The 14,712-nt window shown below is 63.0% G+C and carries 15 protein-coding genes; 8 read left to right on the plus strand and 7 right to left on the minus strand.

The genetic code is table 11. From position 1 onward, the window contains the following. Positions 1-2: 2 nt before the first annotated feature. On the minus strand, positions 3-1,256 hold the full coding sequence (metX, locus tag HALLA_RS13120) for a homoserine O-acetyltransferase MetX (RefSeq protein WP_049953780.1): 1,254 nt from the start codon (positions 1,254-1,256) through the stop codon (positions 3-5). Continuing rightward, positions 1,253-2,608, minus strand: a complete 1,356-nt coding sequence (locus tag HALLA_RS13125; protein ID WP_049954122.1) for an O-acetylhomoserine aminocarboxypropyltransferase/cysteine synthase family protein — start codon at positions 2,606-2,608, stop codon at positions 1,253-1,255. The genes metX and HALLA_RS13125 overlap by 4 nt, the downstream gene beginning before the upstream one ends. A gap of 138 nt (positions 2,609-2,746) precedes the next feature. Between HALLA_RS13125 and HALLA_RS13130 the strand changes: the two genes are divergently transcribed. From HALLA_RS13130 to HALLA_RS13150, 5 genes are all read left to right on the plus strand, one after another. Next, the gene (locus HALLA_RS13130; protein ID WP_049953781.1) at positions 2,747-3,976 is read left to right on the plus strand and encodes an MFS transporter; all 1,230 of its coding nucleotides are present in this window, start codon (positions 2,747-2,749) and stop codon (positions 3,974-3,976) included. A gap of 133 nt (positions 3,977-4,109) precedes the next feature. Continuing rightward, positions 4,110-4,592, plus strand: coding sequence for a twin-arginine translocation signal domain-containing protein (locus HALLA_RS13135; RefSeq protein ID WP_049953782.1), 483 nt, complete (start codon positions 4,110-4,112; stop codon positions 4,590-4,592). A 328-nt stretch (positions 4,593-4,920) separates the two neighbouring features. Then, positions 4,921-5,952, plus strand: a complete 1,032-nt coding sequence (locus HALLA_RS13140) for a DMT family transporter (protein WP_049953783.1) — start codon at positions 4,921-4,923, stop codon at positions 5,950-5,952. Positions 5,953-6,130: 178 nt separating this feature from the next. Then, positions 6,131-7,243, plus strand: coding sequence for a pyridoxal-phosphate-dependent aminotransferase family protein (locus tag HALLA_RS13145; protein WP_049953784.1), 1,113 nt, complete (start codon positions 6,131-6,133; stop codon positions 7,241-7,243). A gap of 100 nt (positions 7,244-7,343) precedes the next feature. Continuing rightward, the gene (locus HALLA_RS13150) at positions 7,344-8,684 is read left to right on the plus strand and encodes a DUF6498-containing protein (protein WP_049953785.1); all 1,341 of its coding nucleotides are present in this window, start codon (positions 7,344-7,346) and stop codon (positions 8,682-8,684) included. A gap of 35 nt (positions 8,685-8,719) precedes the next feature. On the opposite strand, the gene HALLA_RS13155 is transcribed toward HALLA_RS13150, so the two are convergent. The 3 genes from HALLA_RS13155 to eif1A all read right to left on the minus strand — a co-directional run bounded on the left by HALLA_RS13155 (position 8,720) and on the right by eif1A (position 10,671). After that, positions 8,720-9,013 carry a hypothetical protein gene (locus tag HALLA_RS13155; protein ID WP_049953786.1) on the minus strand — a complete coding sequence of 98 codons (294 nt, stop codon included), beginning with the start codon at positions 9,011-9,013 and terminating at the stop codon, positions 8,720-8,722. A 394-nt stretch (positions 9,014-9,407) separates the two neighbouring features. Beyond that, positions 9,408-9,884: a hypothetical protein gene (locus HALLA_RS13160; protein WP_049953787.1), complete on the minus strand. Its 477-nt coding sequence runs from the start codon at positions 9,882-9,884 to the stop codon at positions 9,408-9,410. Positions 9,885-10,383: 499 nt separating this feature from the next. Then, a complete protein-coding gene (gene eif1A / locus HALLA_RS13165) occupies positions 10,384-10,671 on the minus strand; it encodes a translation initiation factor eIF-1A (RefSeq protein WP_049953788.1) in 288 nt (95 codons plus the stop codon). 155 nt (positions 10,672-10,826) lie between these two features. On the opposite strand from eif1A, the gene HALLA_RS13170 reads away from it, so the two are divergent. Together HALLA_RS13170 and HALLA_RS13175 are read left to right on the plus strand one after the other, a co-directional pair. Next, positions 10,827-11,006: a DUF7470 family protein gene (locus tag HALLA_RS13170; RefSeq protein ID WP_049953789.1), complete on the plus strand. Its 180-nt coding sequence runs from the start codon at positions 10,827-10,829 to the stop codon at positions 11,004-11,006. An 82-nt stretch (positions 11,007-11,088) separates the two neighbouring features. Further along, positions 11,089-11,343, plus strand: a complete 255-nt coding sequence (locus tag HALLA_RS13175; RefSeq protein ID WP_049953790.1) for a hypothetical protein — start codon at positions 11,089-11,091, stop codon at positions 11,341-11,343. An 11-nt stretch (positions 11,344-11,354) separates the two neighbouring features. Here HALLA_RS13175 and HALLA_RS13180 read toward each other — a convergent pair whose 3' ends face one another. Next, positions 11,355-13,328, minus strand: a complete 1,974-nt coding sequence (locus HALLA_RS13180; protein ID WP_049953791.1) for a DUF460 domain-containing protein — start codon at positions 13,326-13,328, stop codon at positions 11,355-11,357. A gap of 112 nt (positions 13,329-13,440) precedes the next feature. Here HALLA_RS13180 and HALLA_RS13185 point away from each other — a divergent pair, with 112 nt between their 5' ends. Next, positions 13,441-13,635: a hypothetical protein gene (locus HALLA_RS13185; protein WP_049953792.1), complete on the plus strand. Its 195-nt coding sequence runs from the start codon at positions 13,441-13,443 to the stop codon at positions 13,633-13,635. 54 nt (positions 13,636-13,689) lie between these two features. Here HALLA_RS13185 and rnz read toward each other — a convergent pair whose 3' ends face one another. Next, positions 13,690-14,616, minus strand: a complete 927-nt coding sequence (gene rnz, locus HALLA_RS13190) for a ribonuclease Z (RefSeq protein ID WP_049953793.1) — start codon at positions 14,614-14,616, stop codon at positions 13,690-13,692. Positions 14,617-14,712: the final 96 nt, after the last annotated feature.

Consider the following 14,712-nt stretch of genomic DNA (forward strand, 5'->3'; position numbering starts at 1 on the left):
AATCACTCCGAAAAGAGACTCGTGTGGACCGGCGCGAACGCCTCCGGTTCGTCCTCCTCCTCGGCAGTATCCGTGATCGCCCGTCCGTCGAGCCCCGCCGATAGCAGCGCCGATAGCGGCGGGCCGACCTTCTCCGGTTCGACGAGGAACGCATCGTGGCCGTGGTCGGATTCGATGACGTGGTGTGAGACGTCGACGCCCGCGTCCCGACAGGCGTCGGCGAGGACTTCGGCCTGTTCGACGGTGAAGTGCCAGTCCCCGGTAAACGAGAGGATGAGCAGTTCGCCCTCGAAGGCGGCCAGCGCGTCGGCGTCGGACTCGTAGCCCGCCGCGAGGTCGAAGTCGTCCATCGCGCGGGTCAGGTAGAGGTAGCTGTTGGCGTCGTAGCGCTCCGTGAACTTCTCGGCCTGATAATCGAGGTACGACTCGACCTCCCGGTACGGGAAAAAGGCCCCCGCCGGATCCGTTGGCTTCTCTCGAGTCGCCTCCCGACCGGCCGAGCGACGCCCGAACTTGCGGGCCATCGAGGCCTTCGAGAGGTACATGATGTGGCCGATCTGACGCGCTCGAGCCAGCCCGTCCGTCGGCTCGGAACCGCCGTCGGACGAGTCCGACGAGCTTTCGCTCTCGTCGGTCGCGGAGGCGTCGTAGTAGTGGCCCCCGTTCCAGTTCGGATCCGACGTAATCGCTCGCCGCGCGACGGTATCGAGGGCGAGACACTGGGCGTCGAGTCGGGCGGCGGCCGCGACCGAGGCGGCGTAGTCGACGTCGTCGGGGTATCGACGGAGCCAGTCGAGAACGTTCATGCCGCCGACGCTGCCGCCGACGACCGCGTGGAGGCGGCCGACGCCGAGTTCGTCGAGGAGTCGCCGCTGAGAGCGAGTCCAGTCGCCGATCGTCACGGGCGGAAAGTCCGTCCCGTAGGGTTCGCCGGTCTCGGGGTTCGTACTCGAGGGGCCGGTCGTGCCGTAACACGACCCCGGCGCGTTCGCACAGACGACGTAGTACTCGGTGGTGTCGATGGCCTTGCCGGGGCCGACGACGTCGCCCCACCAGGCGCGGGCCTGTCCGGCCGTTTCGCCGCCCGCATCGGGTCGGCGGGCGACGTGTGCGCTGCCGGTCAGCGCGTGACAGACGAGGACGGCGTTGTCCCCCGTAAACTCCCCGTAGGTCTCGTAGGCGACCTCGAGCGAGGGGATCGACTCGCCGCTTTCGAAGGTGAACTCGCCGAGGTCGACCGTCGCTTTGGTCGTCATGGTCGCTCCTCCGGGGGCCGTTCCGTCGTCCCCGCACGCGACTGGGCGGTCGCCGTCTCGATTGCCGCGTCGATATCCGCGAGGATATCCGCGGGATCCTCGATGCCGACCGAGAGTCGGACCAGATCGGGCGTCACGCCCGCGTCTCGCTGTTCCTCGGGCGAGAGTTGCCCGTGGGTCGTGCTCGCGGGGTGGATGACGAGCGTCTTCGCGTCGCCGATGTTCGCGAGGAACTGGGCGACCTCGACCTCCTCGCAGAAGCGTTTGCCGGCCTCGAATCCGCCCTCGAGGCCGAAGGCGATCATGCCGCCGAAATCGGAGAGGTACTTCGAGGCGTTATCGTGGGTCGGGTGACTCTCGAGGCCCGGATACGTGACCCAGGCCACGTCGTCGTGGTCGGCCAGGTACTCGGCGACGATGGTCGCGTTTTCGCAGTGTTTGTCCATCCGCAAGGGCAGGGACTCGAGCCCCTGGAGGGTCTGCCAGGCGTCGAAGGGCGACTGCTGGTTGCCCAGACTGCGCGTCGAACGGAACCGAACCGCGGCGGCGAGCGGCGCATCCGGAAAGTCCCGCGAGAAGTCGACGTCGTGATAGGCGTGGTTCTGCCCCGAAATCTCGTCGTAGCCGTGCTCACCCCACGGGAACTCACCGCCGTCGACGAGGATGCCCCCGACGGTCGTCCCTGAGCCGTGGAGCCACTTCGTCGTCGACTCCCAGACGACATCCGCGCCGTGTTCTAACGGACGACAGAGGTGCGGCGTCGCGAACGTGTTGTCGACGACCAGCGGCACGCCGTGATCGTGAGCGATGGTCGAGAGACGGTCGAAATCGGGCGTCACGAGCGAGGGGTTGCCGATCGTCTCGACGTGGACGAACGCCGTGTCCTCGTCGATCGCTTCCTCGTAGGCCTCGGCCTCGAGCGTCGGGACCAGACGCGTCTCGATGTCTCGCCGGGACGCCGTCTTCGCGAAGTACGCGGTCGTCCCGCCGTAGGTATCCGTCGAGAGGACGACGTTGTCACCCGCCTCGGCCAGCACGAGCACCGCCGAATCGAGCGCGGCCATCCCGCTCGCGGTCGCCACCGCCCCCGGCGCGCCCTCGAGGGACGCCAGCCGGCGCTCTAAGGTCTGGACAGTGGGGTTCGTGATCCGCGAGTAGATGTGGCCCTCGCTCTCGAGGGCGTAGAGATCCGCGGCGCTGTCGGCGTCATCGAAAACGTAGGAGGTCGTCTGATACAGTGGCGGGGCCATCGCGCCCGTCTCGGGATCGGGAGATTGTCCGGCGTGGACGCTTCGCGTTCCGAATCGACACCGTTCGGGATCGTCGGTCCCATCGCTCGTGTCGTCGCTCATGTTTTGCATGCATACTTCTCCACGGACTTATGCGTCTCAGTAACGGCAAAAACCGCAAATACTGCGTGGTATACACACTCATCTGACAGGCATGCCGGGACGAACGATTTCTTAGGGGCGTAGTCCTAACGGTCGCTCGTGTCCTCGAGTCGTCGCGATCGAGTGGTCCTGGCGACCGTCGTGTTCGCCGTGTTGTTCTCCCAGCTACTGCTGTATCCGGGCGTCTCGACGCTCGTCGAAGCGCTTGGAGCGGACGCGGGCGGGGGGTCGTCGCCGTTCGCAACGACCGAACTCGACGCGAGCATGTGGTTCCTCGTGGCCGAATTCGCGGCCTACGTCGTCTTCGTCGGCGTCTGGGGAGCCGCCAGCGATATGACGGGCCGACGAACGCCCTTCATCGTCACCGGCGCGCTCGCGGGAGCCGTCGGCTATCTTGCGCTCGCGGCCGCACCGATGCTCGGTTCGATTCCCTTCGAAGGCGTCCTCTTGCTACGCGTGTTGCAGGGAGCGATGACGATCGGCGCGTTCTCGCTGACGATGACGATGCTGATGGATCTCGAGGGCGGCCACGGAAAGAACATGGGCGCGGCGGGGATCGCGATCGGCCTCGGGGCCGCTCTGGGCGCACCGATCGGCGGCCAACTCACGACGGTCGATCCGCTCGCGCCACTGGTCGCCGCCGGAATATTGCTCGTCTGCGTGGGCGGACTCGTCACCCTCGTTCCCGACCGCGCGCCCACCGGTCGACGGGCGGCTCGAGACCTCCTCGACGGTATTCGACAGCGACCGACGCTCTCGATTCCGTACGCGTTCGGGTTCATCGATCGGCTCACGGCCGGGTTTTTCGCCCTCGTCGGGACGCTCTATTTCCAGGACGCGTTCGGGGTGGGGCCGGCCCAAACCGGCCTCCTGCTGGCGTGCTTTTTCGCACCCTTCGCGCTCTTGCAGTACCCGATGGGAGCGCTCTCGGATCGAATCGGCCGAACGATCCCGATCGTCGCTGGTTCGCTCTGTTACGGTGTTGGTATTCTGAGCGTCAACGTGGCCCCGACGGTGGCACTCGCGGCCCTCGCGATGGTGCTTGTCGGAGTCCTCGGCGCGCTCGTCTCGCCGGCGACGATGGCACTGGTCACCGACCTCGCGGCGGACGGCGAACGCGGGGTCGCGATGGGCGGGTTCAACCTCGCCGGCAGCCTCGGCTTCCTGGGCGGGTTTCTCATCGGCGGCACCGTCGCCGACACCTACGGCTACGACCTCGCCTTCCTCGTCGTCGGCGGCCTCGAGATCGCGATCGCGATCGTCACCGTTCCGGTGTTCCTCAGACTATCAGTAGACGGACACAAACATGTTCGTGAAGACGAGGCATAAAACCACACCGGCTAATCAGCCCCTCTTCCGCCGATTCTCGAGAGGGTATCGCAAAAACAGTGGTATGTGAACACATGACTGTACGGCGACAGAGGGAATCCCTTTTTATGTACGCAGTACCAAGAATGTCACGATGGCACGAAAGCGAACGGTCTCACGGCGAACCGCACTGAAGGTCACAGGCACTGCTGCGGCAACCGCGCTCGTCGCAGGATGTAGTAGCGGTGGCGGTGGCGACGACGGCAGCAGCGATGACGGCAGCAGCGACGACGGTATCGAAGTCGATCCTGGCCAGATCGAATTAGAAGCCGCCACGAGCGCGTGGATCGGTGTTTCACCGGACAGTATCAGTGAAGAGGAAAACCCGACGCTGATCCTGCAGGAAGGCGAAGAGTACGAAATCGGCTGGAACACAGGAGACGGCAAGGAACACAACATCGAAGTTCGAAACGACAGCGGTGATCCTCTTGAGCAGGATGGCGAGGAACTCGCAACCGAGCAGGTCACAGACGAGGAGCCCGACGACCAGTGGCTCACTTTCGAAGCCACCAGTGACGCGTCGGTCTATCGCTGTAACCCACACGCCAGCATGGAAGGCGACATCGTCGTCGAATAACTGACTCGCTACTGCCGTTTTTCAGAAGTCAGTACGCCACTTACTGAGACGGGTATCATCGAATTCGCTTCTATCTCTCGTCTGATGACAGATGGTGTCAGTAGTTACGTTTCTCTCACCTATCCGCCGTCGAGACACGCTTTGGTAAGCGGATCGTCAACGGGACCAGTCCGACAATTGCGTACTGGGCGAGCATGTCATACGAGTTAGTACCACACGCAATTTTAGCCACGTTCAATGGTAGCATATGTTGTGGAATTTAGCCGGTAGAAGGCCCACATCACAAGAATAACAACATACAAGTGCTCGAGTCACCTCCCATAATAAAATGAATTCACAGAGAAATATTCTCCTCTTCGCCGCGCTTGCACTCGCCTGGGGAACCGCGTTCAGTGCGATCGAAATCGGTCTCGGATCGCTACCGCCGATCCTGTTTGCCGCCTTCCGACTCGACGTCGCAACCGCGTTGTTCGTCATCCTCACCGCCGTACTCGGTCTCGAGTGGCGACCGCAAACGCGAGCGGACGTGATATCGATAGCTACCGGTGGCGTCCTCCTCGTGGGCGCCCACTACGGACTGTTGTTCGTCGGCCAGTTGTACGTCTCGAGCGCCGTCGCCGCGATCGTGTTGAGCCTGACCCCGATCGTCACGCCGCCGATCGCCCTCGCAGTGCTCCCGCGAGAACGAATCCGTCCGCCCGCCGCAGTTGGGCTGGTACTGGGACTGCTGGGTGTCGTCGTCATCGCCATCTCCGGCGGCTCGGTGGGCGGGCAGGCCCTCGGCGTCGGCCTCCTGTTCGGCTCGGCCCTCTCGATCGCCGTCGGGTCCGTCGTCCTCGAGCGAACGAGATCGACGCTCTCGATCATCCCGCTGCAAACGTGGGCGATGGGCGTCGGCGGGCTCATGTTACACGGCCTCAGCGCCCTCCACCCCGGCGAAAGCGTCCTCGCAGCGACGTTCACGAGCGACGTTGTGGCCGCACTCGCGTACCTCGGCGTCGTCTCGACGGCCGGCGGCTTTCTCGCGTACTTCATCCTGCTCGAGCGGGTCGGCGCGACGGAACTCAGCCTCGTCAACTACACCTCCCCCGTGATCGCCGCCGTGTTCGGGTGGCTCTTGCTCGGCGAATCCATCACGGTCGCGACGGTCGCCGGCTTCGCGCTGATCGTCTTCGGCTTTACTCTCTGTAAGATCGACAGCCTCTGGAAGCTGGTTCGGCCGGTGGTCGAAGACGGCACACGTCGCCCGGTACCCGCCGACGGATTCGTCGTCCAGAAAAACCCGTACGTCCGATCCGCAAACCGCGGAAACGAGGGTCGATCCGCGTCGCCGTCCCGTTCGTCTCCGGGAGCGGACTAACCGCTCCTCGCGACCGGATCGACGCGTGGATCGAAGATCCGTATTCCGTCCTCAACCCTGCTGATTCGGCCCTGTTCACTCGTCCTCGAGTAAACTCACGGCGGACGATTCGAGAGCGGTGCGCCATCAAAAGTACCATACCGACGCACGACTCAGTAGCTGTTATCAGGTGGTTTGCGTGACCAAAAAAAGCGAGTATCAAGACGACTACCCCGACAAGACGCTGTATATTCCGGGCCCAACTGAAGTACGCGAGGACGTCATCGAGGCCATGTGCGAGCCGATGTTCGGCCACCGCATGGACCGCATGACCGACCTCTACACGACCATCGTCGAGGACACGAAGGAATTTCTCGGCACCGACAACGACGTCATCATTCTGACCGGGTCGGGAACCGAGTTCATGGAGAGTTCGATCCTGAACCTCGTCGACGAGAACGTCCTCGTCACGACCTGCGGCAGCTTCAGCGAGCGCCAGGCCAACGTCGCCGAACGCCTCGGCAAAACCGTCGACACCCTTGAGTACGAGTGGGGCCAGGCCGTCAAACCCGAGGATGTCCGCGAATACCTCGAAGAGAGTGACACCGACTACGACGTCGTCACCTGCGTGAAAAACGAGAGTTCGACCGGCGTGCGGAACCCGATCGAAGAGATCGGCGACGTCGTCGCCGAGTACCCGGACACCTACTTCGTCGTCGACGCGGTCTCGTCGCTCGGCGGGGACTACATCGACATCGACGAGCACAACATCGACGTGATCTTCACCTCTGTCCAGAAGGCCTTCGCCATGCCGCCGGGACTGGGCGTCTGCGTCGTCAGCGACGAGGCCTACGAACGCGAACTCGAGTCCGAGTCGGCCTCGTGGTACGGCGGCTTCCAGCGTACCCTCGACTACTACGACCGGAAGGGCCAGACCCACTCCACGCCCGCGATCCCGATCATGCTCGCCTACCGAAAACAGATGAAACACATGCTCTCCGAAGGCCACGACGCGCGCGACCAGCGCCACCGGGAGATGGCCGAATACACCCGCGAATGGGCCCGCGAGCACTTCGCGATGTTCCCCGAGGAAGGCTACGAATCCCAGACCGTGAGCTGTATCGAGAACACGCAGGGGATCGATGTCGCCGCGACCATCGACGCCGTCAGCGAGGAGTACGACATGGTCTTCTCGAACGGCTACGGCTCCGCGCTCGGCGAGAAGACGTTCCGCATCGGCCACATGGGCGAACACGATCTCGAGAGCATCAAGGAACTGACCGACGCGATCGAGGATGTCGCCGATCTGTAGGGAAGTCTCGAGCGTAGTTTGAAACAGGTCCAGGGTATCCGGGCCTATTCGGTAGTGGGAAACGTAACGACTTACGTATGATCGATCAAACACGAGGCAAATGGCTGCGCTCGAGCGACTGCGTGCGATCGACGCGACGCCCGAGTTGCTCGCGGTCATCGTCTCGAATCTCCTGCCGCTCGTCGGGGTCCTCGTGCTCAAGTGGAGCGCAGCAACGCTCGTCACCGTCTACTGGTTCGAACTCGGTGTCATGTGTTTCTGGGCGCTGATTCGAGCGCTCTTTGCCGGTCGTCCGTCCGAATTCGACCCGGAGATGTATCTCCTCGGGGCGCTCGTAGACAGGCCCGTTGCAGTTCCGATCCCGCGTACCGGCCTCGAGATACGGCTCTCGACGCTCCCCATCTTCGCCCTGGCGGTCCCGATACTCTCGCTTATCTGGTTCGTCGCGGGAACCGTGACCGTTGGACTCGTCGGTGGCCACGTGCTCGAGTCGAGCGCAATCGAGACGGTGGCCCTCGTGACCATCGTCATCTTCCTCACCGAGGGGGCCCGGACGGCACTCGAGTACTTCTATCGACAGGAGTATCGCGAGCACAGCGCCCAGACGGCGGTACACGGCGTATTTTGGCGTATCGGGGTGTTGTTCCTCGTCGGACTCTGTACAGCAGTTCTTGCCGCGATGGCAGACCCCTCGGTGGCCGGTGACGAGTCGATCGCCGCTGTGGACCCGACGATCGTCGGGGTGCCACTGCTGATCGGGATCATCCTGCTCAAATCCGGGTTCGACCTCGCGGACGTCTACCGCGATCGGCTGGTTGCGCTCGAGGAATCGATAGGCGAACACTTCGACAGCGGGGACACTCCAGCGACGCCGGGGAACACTCCAACGACGCACGGGCACACTCCGTCGACGCCGAATCTGATCGACGATTCCTTGCCGGACGCAGGAAAACGAGTCCGTCCACCCGTCGGCGGTCGGCTGCTCGCAACCGTAGTACACGCCAAACGGTATCCGAAGATTTGGTTCGTTGGCGTGTGTATCGCCGCCGGTGGGCTTCTATTCGCGTTCGACGGTGCCTGGTCGATCGTGGCTGGATTCGGGTTCATCGCTATCGCCGTGACCGCCCTATTGATCCACCTGGATTACTGGCTTCGCTACGCGGGCGTCGAATACCGGATCGATGACGACGCGATCGTCGGCTACGACCGACTGTTTCGACAACCGGTGTGGCACATCGAGCCAGGAGACCAACGCACTGTCAGCATCGAATGCGACTGGATCGACGGCCGGCTCGAGACGGCAACCGTGGTCGTCGAGTATCCCGACATCGACCGCGACCTGCGGCTTCCGCGAGTGGGCGACCCAGAGACGATTCTCGAGGTGTTCGACCGCCAATCCGACGAGTCGACTCGGACGAAATCAACTCCCCCGAGTCTGTAGGACGGACCCTAGTCAGACTCGAGCGGTGAACCCCCTCAAGCGATTTCACCACTCAACGCCAACAGCCCGATCCCGGCCGCACAGTCGGGACAGCACGCTCGAGCGACCGCGGCGTACCGATCCTCGAGTGCCGGACACGGGCGGGTCGAAACGCGGAGCACGCGGTCGGCGGGGATCGACTCGTCGCACCGATAACAGACGGTCGGGGAGGATCGGTCGGCGCTCGAGTGGCCGCCGGAATCGTGGGTGCTCGAGGTATCCGTGATATTGGTGTTTCTCGAGTCCGTGCCAGCGGTTTTCGAGTCCGTTTCGTCGGGACTCGAAGTCATACGAATCGCCTCCAGTACGCCTCCGAAGCGCGATTCCGCCGAGAGAGGCGGTCGCTCGAGTTCTCGAGGTGGTCAAACGTGATACTGCGCTGTCGTTCGAGAGTTTTTTGTCTCGGTGGGAGTAAGTAAAGCATGGCACCAAGTGTTCGCTTGGAAGCCACACGCTTCGGGTGTCTCTAGCACCCGGGGCATTTCACGCGTATGCCCGCGGCCAATTCGGCGCGCGCAGCTTCCATCGTGACAGTTAGTCTGAAGTATAATATACCTACTGGTACGGGATGGAAGAAGGGGTTCTGGGGAGGGGAAAGAAGGTGGTTTGGCTGGGAGTTGCCGTGCTCGAGGGGCTATGATTTTACTTTGGATCAGTTGCAGGGTGCTCGAGATTAGGTGGTACTCAAACGTCACACGCTACCTGCGTCTGAATAGATTTACCCGTGATCGTTCCATCAGAAGAGATTGTTACGGTCGTCCAGTAGTCGTTACAGGTGTCGAAATACTCAATCTTTCTAACGTGTTCTGTTCCAGTTTCAGACGAGGTAACCGCTACCCTGTACTCGGCTGGCCCTCGTAGTTCACCGTTGATAGAACCGCCGCCGCCGATGGAGTACGACCGCTCCAAGAGCGTTTCATCAGTTTTGGTGTCAGTTATACGAAGGGAGATTGTCCGCGAACGTTCACTTTCGTTTTCGACGGTCAGCTCATGAGGGCCGACTGTATCGGTTGTATCACCAACGCTGAACGTACCGTCGAACGCTTCCGTGTCCGACTTATCCGTCGCGTTCGTGATCGGCACGTCGGCTTCGTTTGCCGACAAACATCCGGCGGTTGGGAGGGTCACGCCGAGTGCTGCAATAAGTTCCCGTCGTCTCATAACGGCGTCTACTCTTTCGACACGTAAGAATGCTAATCAAGGTATCATCTTTATTTTAGCTAAGCAGAGTTCCTTCGGAGAATCGGGTAGGCGTACACAGGAGGCCGGTATGAGAAAAACTAGAGTTACGGTAATAGCCATATTGACCGATACGTGAGTTCCCATACTTACTGACCTAACAAAATCCCTCCCAGATGATGGTACACAGGCCTTAAACGGTCGAAAGCCCCTTTCGCGCTCGACTCCCGGGCCTCGCTGCGCGCTTCGGTCGCTGCGCTCCCTGCAGTGCTTGCGTCGTCCGGGTTCGCCGACCCGCGAAAGCCCCTTTCAGTCCCGCCCGGCGGCGGGCGTGTGGGCTGCTGTAGACAGCGTCGTCACAGCGGGCGAAACTAGCGATTTGACGGGATAGCCGGCCGCTGGTAAAATGGAGTCTCGTCGCATTACTTCCGATCGGGCAATTGGCCGCCTACGGAGTGTACGCCCGTGTCTGATGGAATCGCTATGCGATGTGGCCTTCGCGACGGAGCTGGTCGGCGTCGGACTTCTCGTAGCGCCAGGTGATGTCGGCCTTTTCGTCCTGCCAGTCCCACGGCTCGACGAGGACCACGTCGTCCTCGCGGATCCAGATGCGCTTTTGCATCTTGCCCGGAATGCGTGCGGTGCGTTCTTCCCCGTCGGCACAGCGGACTGTGACTCGGTTCGCCCCCAGCATGTTCGTGACCGTCGCGAAAACCTCGTCGTCTTCGGGCATTCGGAGGTTTTTGCGGCTGCTCTCGTCCTCGCTCATACGTCGTGGTTGGCGTTGGAGGGTTTTAAACTCTATCAACGAAACCGTGCCGACTCCGGTCCAACGACGGCGTCGGATCGCGGTCGGCGGCGATCCGATGACTGCCGACACCCCAAACCACGCCGTTTATTTTGGGCGGCAATCGACTGACGCGTATGCTCGATAAACTCGGCCCGCTCGGTATCGCGGGGCTCGTCATCGTTCTCGTCGGAATCGCAGTCATTGCCTACGGGAATTACATCGTCGCTGCCGGTATAGCGATCGTGCTCGTCGGACTAGCTCTGACCGTCAAGGCACTGGTCTCGGGGATGCTCGGGGCCTTCGGCATGATGTAAGACGGTACAGACAGGCGTTTCGCACCGTCCGGCGGCCCGATAACTGGATAACGTTAACGTGCTACCAGCCGTATGGATTCCTATGGGATACACGTTGCACTATTACGACCTGGTGTTGCTCTGTATCGCCGCGAGCCTCGCCGCCGGGGTCCTCATCGGAATCGCGACGCCGATCGCGTTCGAAGTCGCGATCGCGGGGCTCGGCATCGTCGCCATCGGCTTCGTCGCCCACGCGCTGTTCGTCAACGGTCCCGTCGACAAGTTCGAGGACTTAGGCGAGGAAGTCGAACCCGCGGATGTGCCGCAGGTTCTCTCGCCGCTCGAGACCCAGGACTGAACCAGCCGCACTCAGGCTTCGTTGTCTCCCGCGCGATGCTCGCTGATGAGCTGGTCGACCATCGACGCCTTCTGGTCGCGTCTGCGGTCTCGAGCGCGCTCGTGCCAGTCGTCGATCACGGCCTCGACGTCCTCCTCTCGAGCGACGGCGAGTTCGTCGACCTCCTGCATGGCGACGTCGCCCGCCGGGCCGACGGGGAGTTCGGCCTCGAAGAGGATCCGGTCGGCCGCATCCGAGAGCCCGCCGTCCTTGAGGACGACTCGCGGTTCGAACGAGGCGAGCAGTTCCGCGGTCGACTTGCCGGCACCGCTTGCATCCCGGACGTAGACGACGTCTCCGGCCGCGATGCCGTACTGGTCGTCGGCCTCGCGGATCGCGCCCTTGGTGAACTGCTCGATCACCTTCACCGGCACCAATCCTTCCTTTTTCGCCGACACGTCGCTGAAGTTCGAGTGATCGAGCTTCCAGAGGGCTTTCATCCGCTCGACTTTGTCCTCCAAGTCGGCGACGTTCTCGCGGGCCTCGTCGCGTTCGCGCTCGAGGCGCTCGATTTTCGCCTCGAGGCGGCTCACCTCCGACTCCTTGCGGATCTGACGGCGTTCCTCGCGCCGGGAGACGGTGAGTTCGGCCTCGAGGTCCTCGATTCGCTCGTCTTTGGTCTCGAGGCGGTCCTCGAGGCGCTCGACGTGTGACTGGAGGCGTTCGACCTGCCGGTCGAGCGATTTGATTCGCTTTTCCTCCTCGGTGAGTTCCCGCGGTTCGTGCTCGGTCGTCTCCTCTTCGTCCTCAGCCTCGTCGGTGAGGTCCCGCAGGACGGCCTCGACGCTCTCCTCGCCGGCGACGACGCGCGCCGTCACCTCGCCCCGATCGATCCCCGGCGGGAGTTTGTCTGCGATTCGCTCGAACTGATCCTCGTGGTCGTCGACCGCGTACAGCGCCGCGGCCATCGCGTCGCGCTGGTGATCGTCGTCGTAGGGATGCTCGCGCGTGCGGTGTTGCTTTTCGTCGATCGGGAGGTCGCTGGTCGGCGTCCACGCCGCGGCGTCGAAGCTCCGGCGGAACTTCTCGACGGTTTCGGGTATCGGGGTCACGTCCGCCGCGACGATGACCGGTCGCCCGCGCTCGACGATCCACTCGATCACGTCCGCGGCGTCGCTGGTTCGCGAACTCCAGACGTCGAGGATCTCGCCCTCGAGGCTGGCGATGGCGACCGCGGTGGTCGTTCCCGGATCGATGCCGACGACGACGTGATCGCGGCGTTTGACGAGCGGCTGGAACTCGATCCCGTCGCGGCGTTCGCGCTCGATTTCGATACGGACGTCGCCCGAGCGCTCGTTCGAGACGGGAATGTCGCTCGGACGCGCCTGCACCGTGAACACGGCGTTGGCGTAGCCGCCGTAGGACTCTCGGATATCGCTTTCGTACTCGAGGTTCTCGTCCTCGAGTTCGGATTCGACCTCGCGGGCGCGGCGCTTGACCGAGCCGTGGATCCGCCGGGTGTAGCGATCCTCGCTCCAGCCGCCCTTTCCGGTCGAGCGGCCTCTCGAGACTTTCACCGTCGTCGTATCGGTGAACGCCGAGACTTCGTGGCCGACGTTGTGGGCGGCGAGTTTGGCGGCGGCTTCGGCCTCTTTCATCGGGTCCTTGCCGTAGGGGATTCCGTGGCGTTTGGCGACGCGGGAGAGCGGTTCGGGCTGTTCGGCCCCCGTCACCTGCACGAGCCGTGTATCGGCGGGCAGCGACCCCAGAAAGTGGATCAACTGGTCTTTGTCCGCCGCCAGTTCGTACATGTTGTCCGTCGCGACGATAGCTGGCTCGACGTCGTCGATCAATCGCCTGAGTTTGCGGTGGGTAACGACGTCTCGAGTGAGGTCCTCGCCGTCGTACTGGACCAGCGCGTAGGAAGGCGAGTCACCGCGGACATCCCCGCTCTGAATGTCGACGCCGAAGACGACTGCGTTCAACGCACTCGTTCGGGTGCTCACGGACGACTATAGGGGCGAGAACGGTATAAATCCGGCGCGGAATCGCCGCAGTGCTTCGATCCGCGGTATTCACAATGTATTTACACACCGCGTCGTTTTTTGTGGCAATAGAATGTCGTCGGAGCAGTCCTCGCGCGACTCCGTACTCGGATACGCGGTACTTGCGGCGCTACTCCTCGCCGTGATCGGTCACGAGGTATATGGGGTGCCACTCAACCAACTGCTGCAGACGGGACTTTTAGTCGCGCTGGTGGTGATATCCTACCAGATACTGCTCGTACTGAAGGACATCCGGCGAAAACTGTGACATCACCCCACCGACACACCGAATCGTGTCGGTTCAAACGGCCGAAACGAACGCTCAGACGTCCTGATACGGAATCTCGATTTGGTCGCCGTCTTCCGGCAGCAAGACCTCGCAGTCGAAGACGTCTCGAGCCTGCTCGAGGTGGTCCTCGACGTTGCCGGCGTACCGCGAGGAGATGTGCATGAGCGCCAGCCGATCCGCCCCGGCTCTGCGGGCGATTTCGGCCGCCTGCCGCGCCGTCGAGTGTGCCGTGTCCGTCGCCCGTTCGGTTCGGTCGTCGGCGAACGTCGCGTCGTGGATCAGCAGGTCCGGCTGATCGACCGCCTCGAGCGTCGCTTGCGTCGGGCGGGTATCACCCGTGTACACGAGCGAGCGGCCGGGGCGGGGCTCGCCGACGACCTGTTCCGGTTCGACGACGGTGCCGTCCTCGAGTTCGACGGCCTCACCTCCGTGGAGTCTCGAGAACTTCGGGCCGACCGGGACGCCGAGTTCTTCGGCGCGTTCGCGGTCGAATCGGCCCTTGCGGTCGTCCTCGACCAGCGCGTAGCCGACCGAGCGCGTGTCGTGGTCGGTCTCGAAAACCCGAACTTCGTACTCGTCGGCGCGGTGGGCGACATCGCCGCCGCCGACCTCGTTGATCCGGACCGGAAACGACGGTCGGTTACCGAGCGCGTTGACGAGCGACGAGATTTCCGATCGAGTGCCCCGCGGCGTGTGGATGGCAAGCGGGTCCGTCCGGTCGTTGAACGCCATCGTCTGGAGGAGTCCCGGGATGCCCAGCACGTGGTCGCCGTGGAGGTGCGTCACGAAGAGATGGGAGATCGAAAACCCCGTTCGAAACCGCATCATCTGTCGCTGCGTCCCCTCACCGGCGTCGAACAACAGTTCGTCTCCTTCGCGCGCGACGAAGAGGCTGGTGGGGTTCCGTCGAGCGGTTGGAATCGCCCCGCTGGTTCCGAGAAACGTCACGCACAATGGCATTAGCTACGGTTCGGACCGCGGCGACTAAACCGGCTTCGGATCGACGCTCCCGCCGGACCCCCGATTTCGACCGCGTTCCGAGAGATCACCGCAGCC

The organism is Halostagnicola larsenii XH-48 (assembly GCF_000517625.1).
Lineage (GTDB): Archaea > Halobacteriota > Halobacteria > Halobacteriales > Natrialbaceae > Halostagnicola > Halostagnicola larsenii.

Bases quoted from the DNA above. Each gene is read 5' to 3' on its own strand.
- HALLA_RS13185 (WP_049953792.1), top strand. From the start codon at position 13,441: ATGTCGTCGGAGCAGTCCTCGCGCGACTCCGTACTCGGATACGCGGTA.
- metX (WP_049953780.1), bottom strand. From the start codon at position 1,256: ATGACGACCAAAGCGACGGTCGACCTCGGCGAGTTCACCTTCGAAAGC.
- HALLA_RS13170 (WP_049953789.1), top strand. From the start codon at position 10,827: ATGCTCGATAAACTCGGCCCGCTCGGTATCGCGGGGCTCGTCATCGTT.
- HALLA_RS13155 (WP_049953786.1), bottom strand. From the start codon at position 9,013: ATGACTTCGAGTCCCGACGAAACGGACTCGAAAACCGCTGGCACGGAC.
- rnz (WP_049953793.1), bottom strand. From the start codon at position 14,616: ATGCCATTGTGCGTGACGTTTCTCGGAACCAGCGGGGCGATTCCAACC.
- HALLA_RS13140 (WP_049953783.1), top strand. From the start codon at position 4,921: ATGAATTCACAGAGAAATATTCTCCTCTTCGCCGCGCTTGCACTCGCC.
- HALLA_RS13160 (WP_049953787.1), bottom strand. From the start codon at position 9,884: ATGAGACGACGGGAACTTATTGCAGCACTCGGCGTGACCCTCCCAACC.
- HALLA_RS13150 (WP_049953785.1), top strand. From the start codon at position 7,344: ATGGCTGCGCTCGAGCGACTGCGTGCGATCGACGCGACGCCCGAGTTG.
- HALLA_RS13175 (WP_049953790.1), top strand. From the start codon at position 11,089: ATGGGATACACGTTGCACTATTACGACCTGGTGTTGCTCTGTATCGCC.
- eif1A (WP_049953788.1), bottom strand. From the start codon at position 10,671: ATGAGCGAGGACGAGAGCAGCCGCAAAAACCTCCGAATGCCCGAAGAC.
- HALLA_RS13135 (WP_049953782.1), top strand. From the start codon at position 4,110: ATGGCACGAAAGCGAACGGTCTCACGGCGAACCGCACTGAAGGTCACA.
- HALLA_RS13125 (WP_049954122.1), bottom strand. From the start codon at position 2,608: ATGAGCGACGACACGAGCGATGGGACCGACGATCCCGAACGGTGTCGA.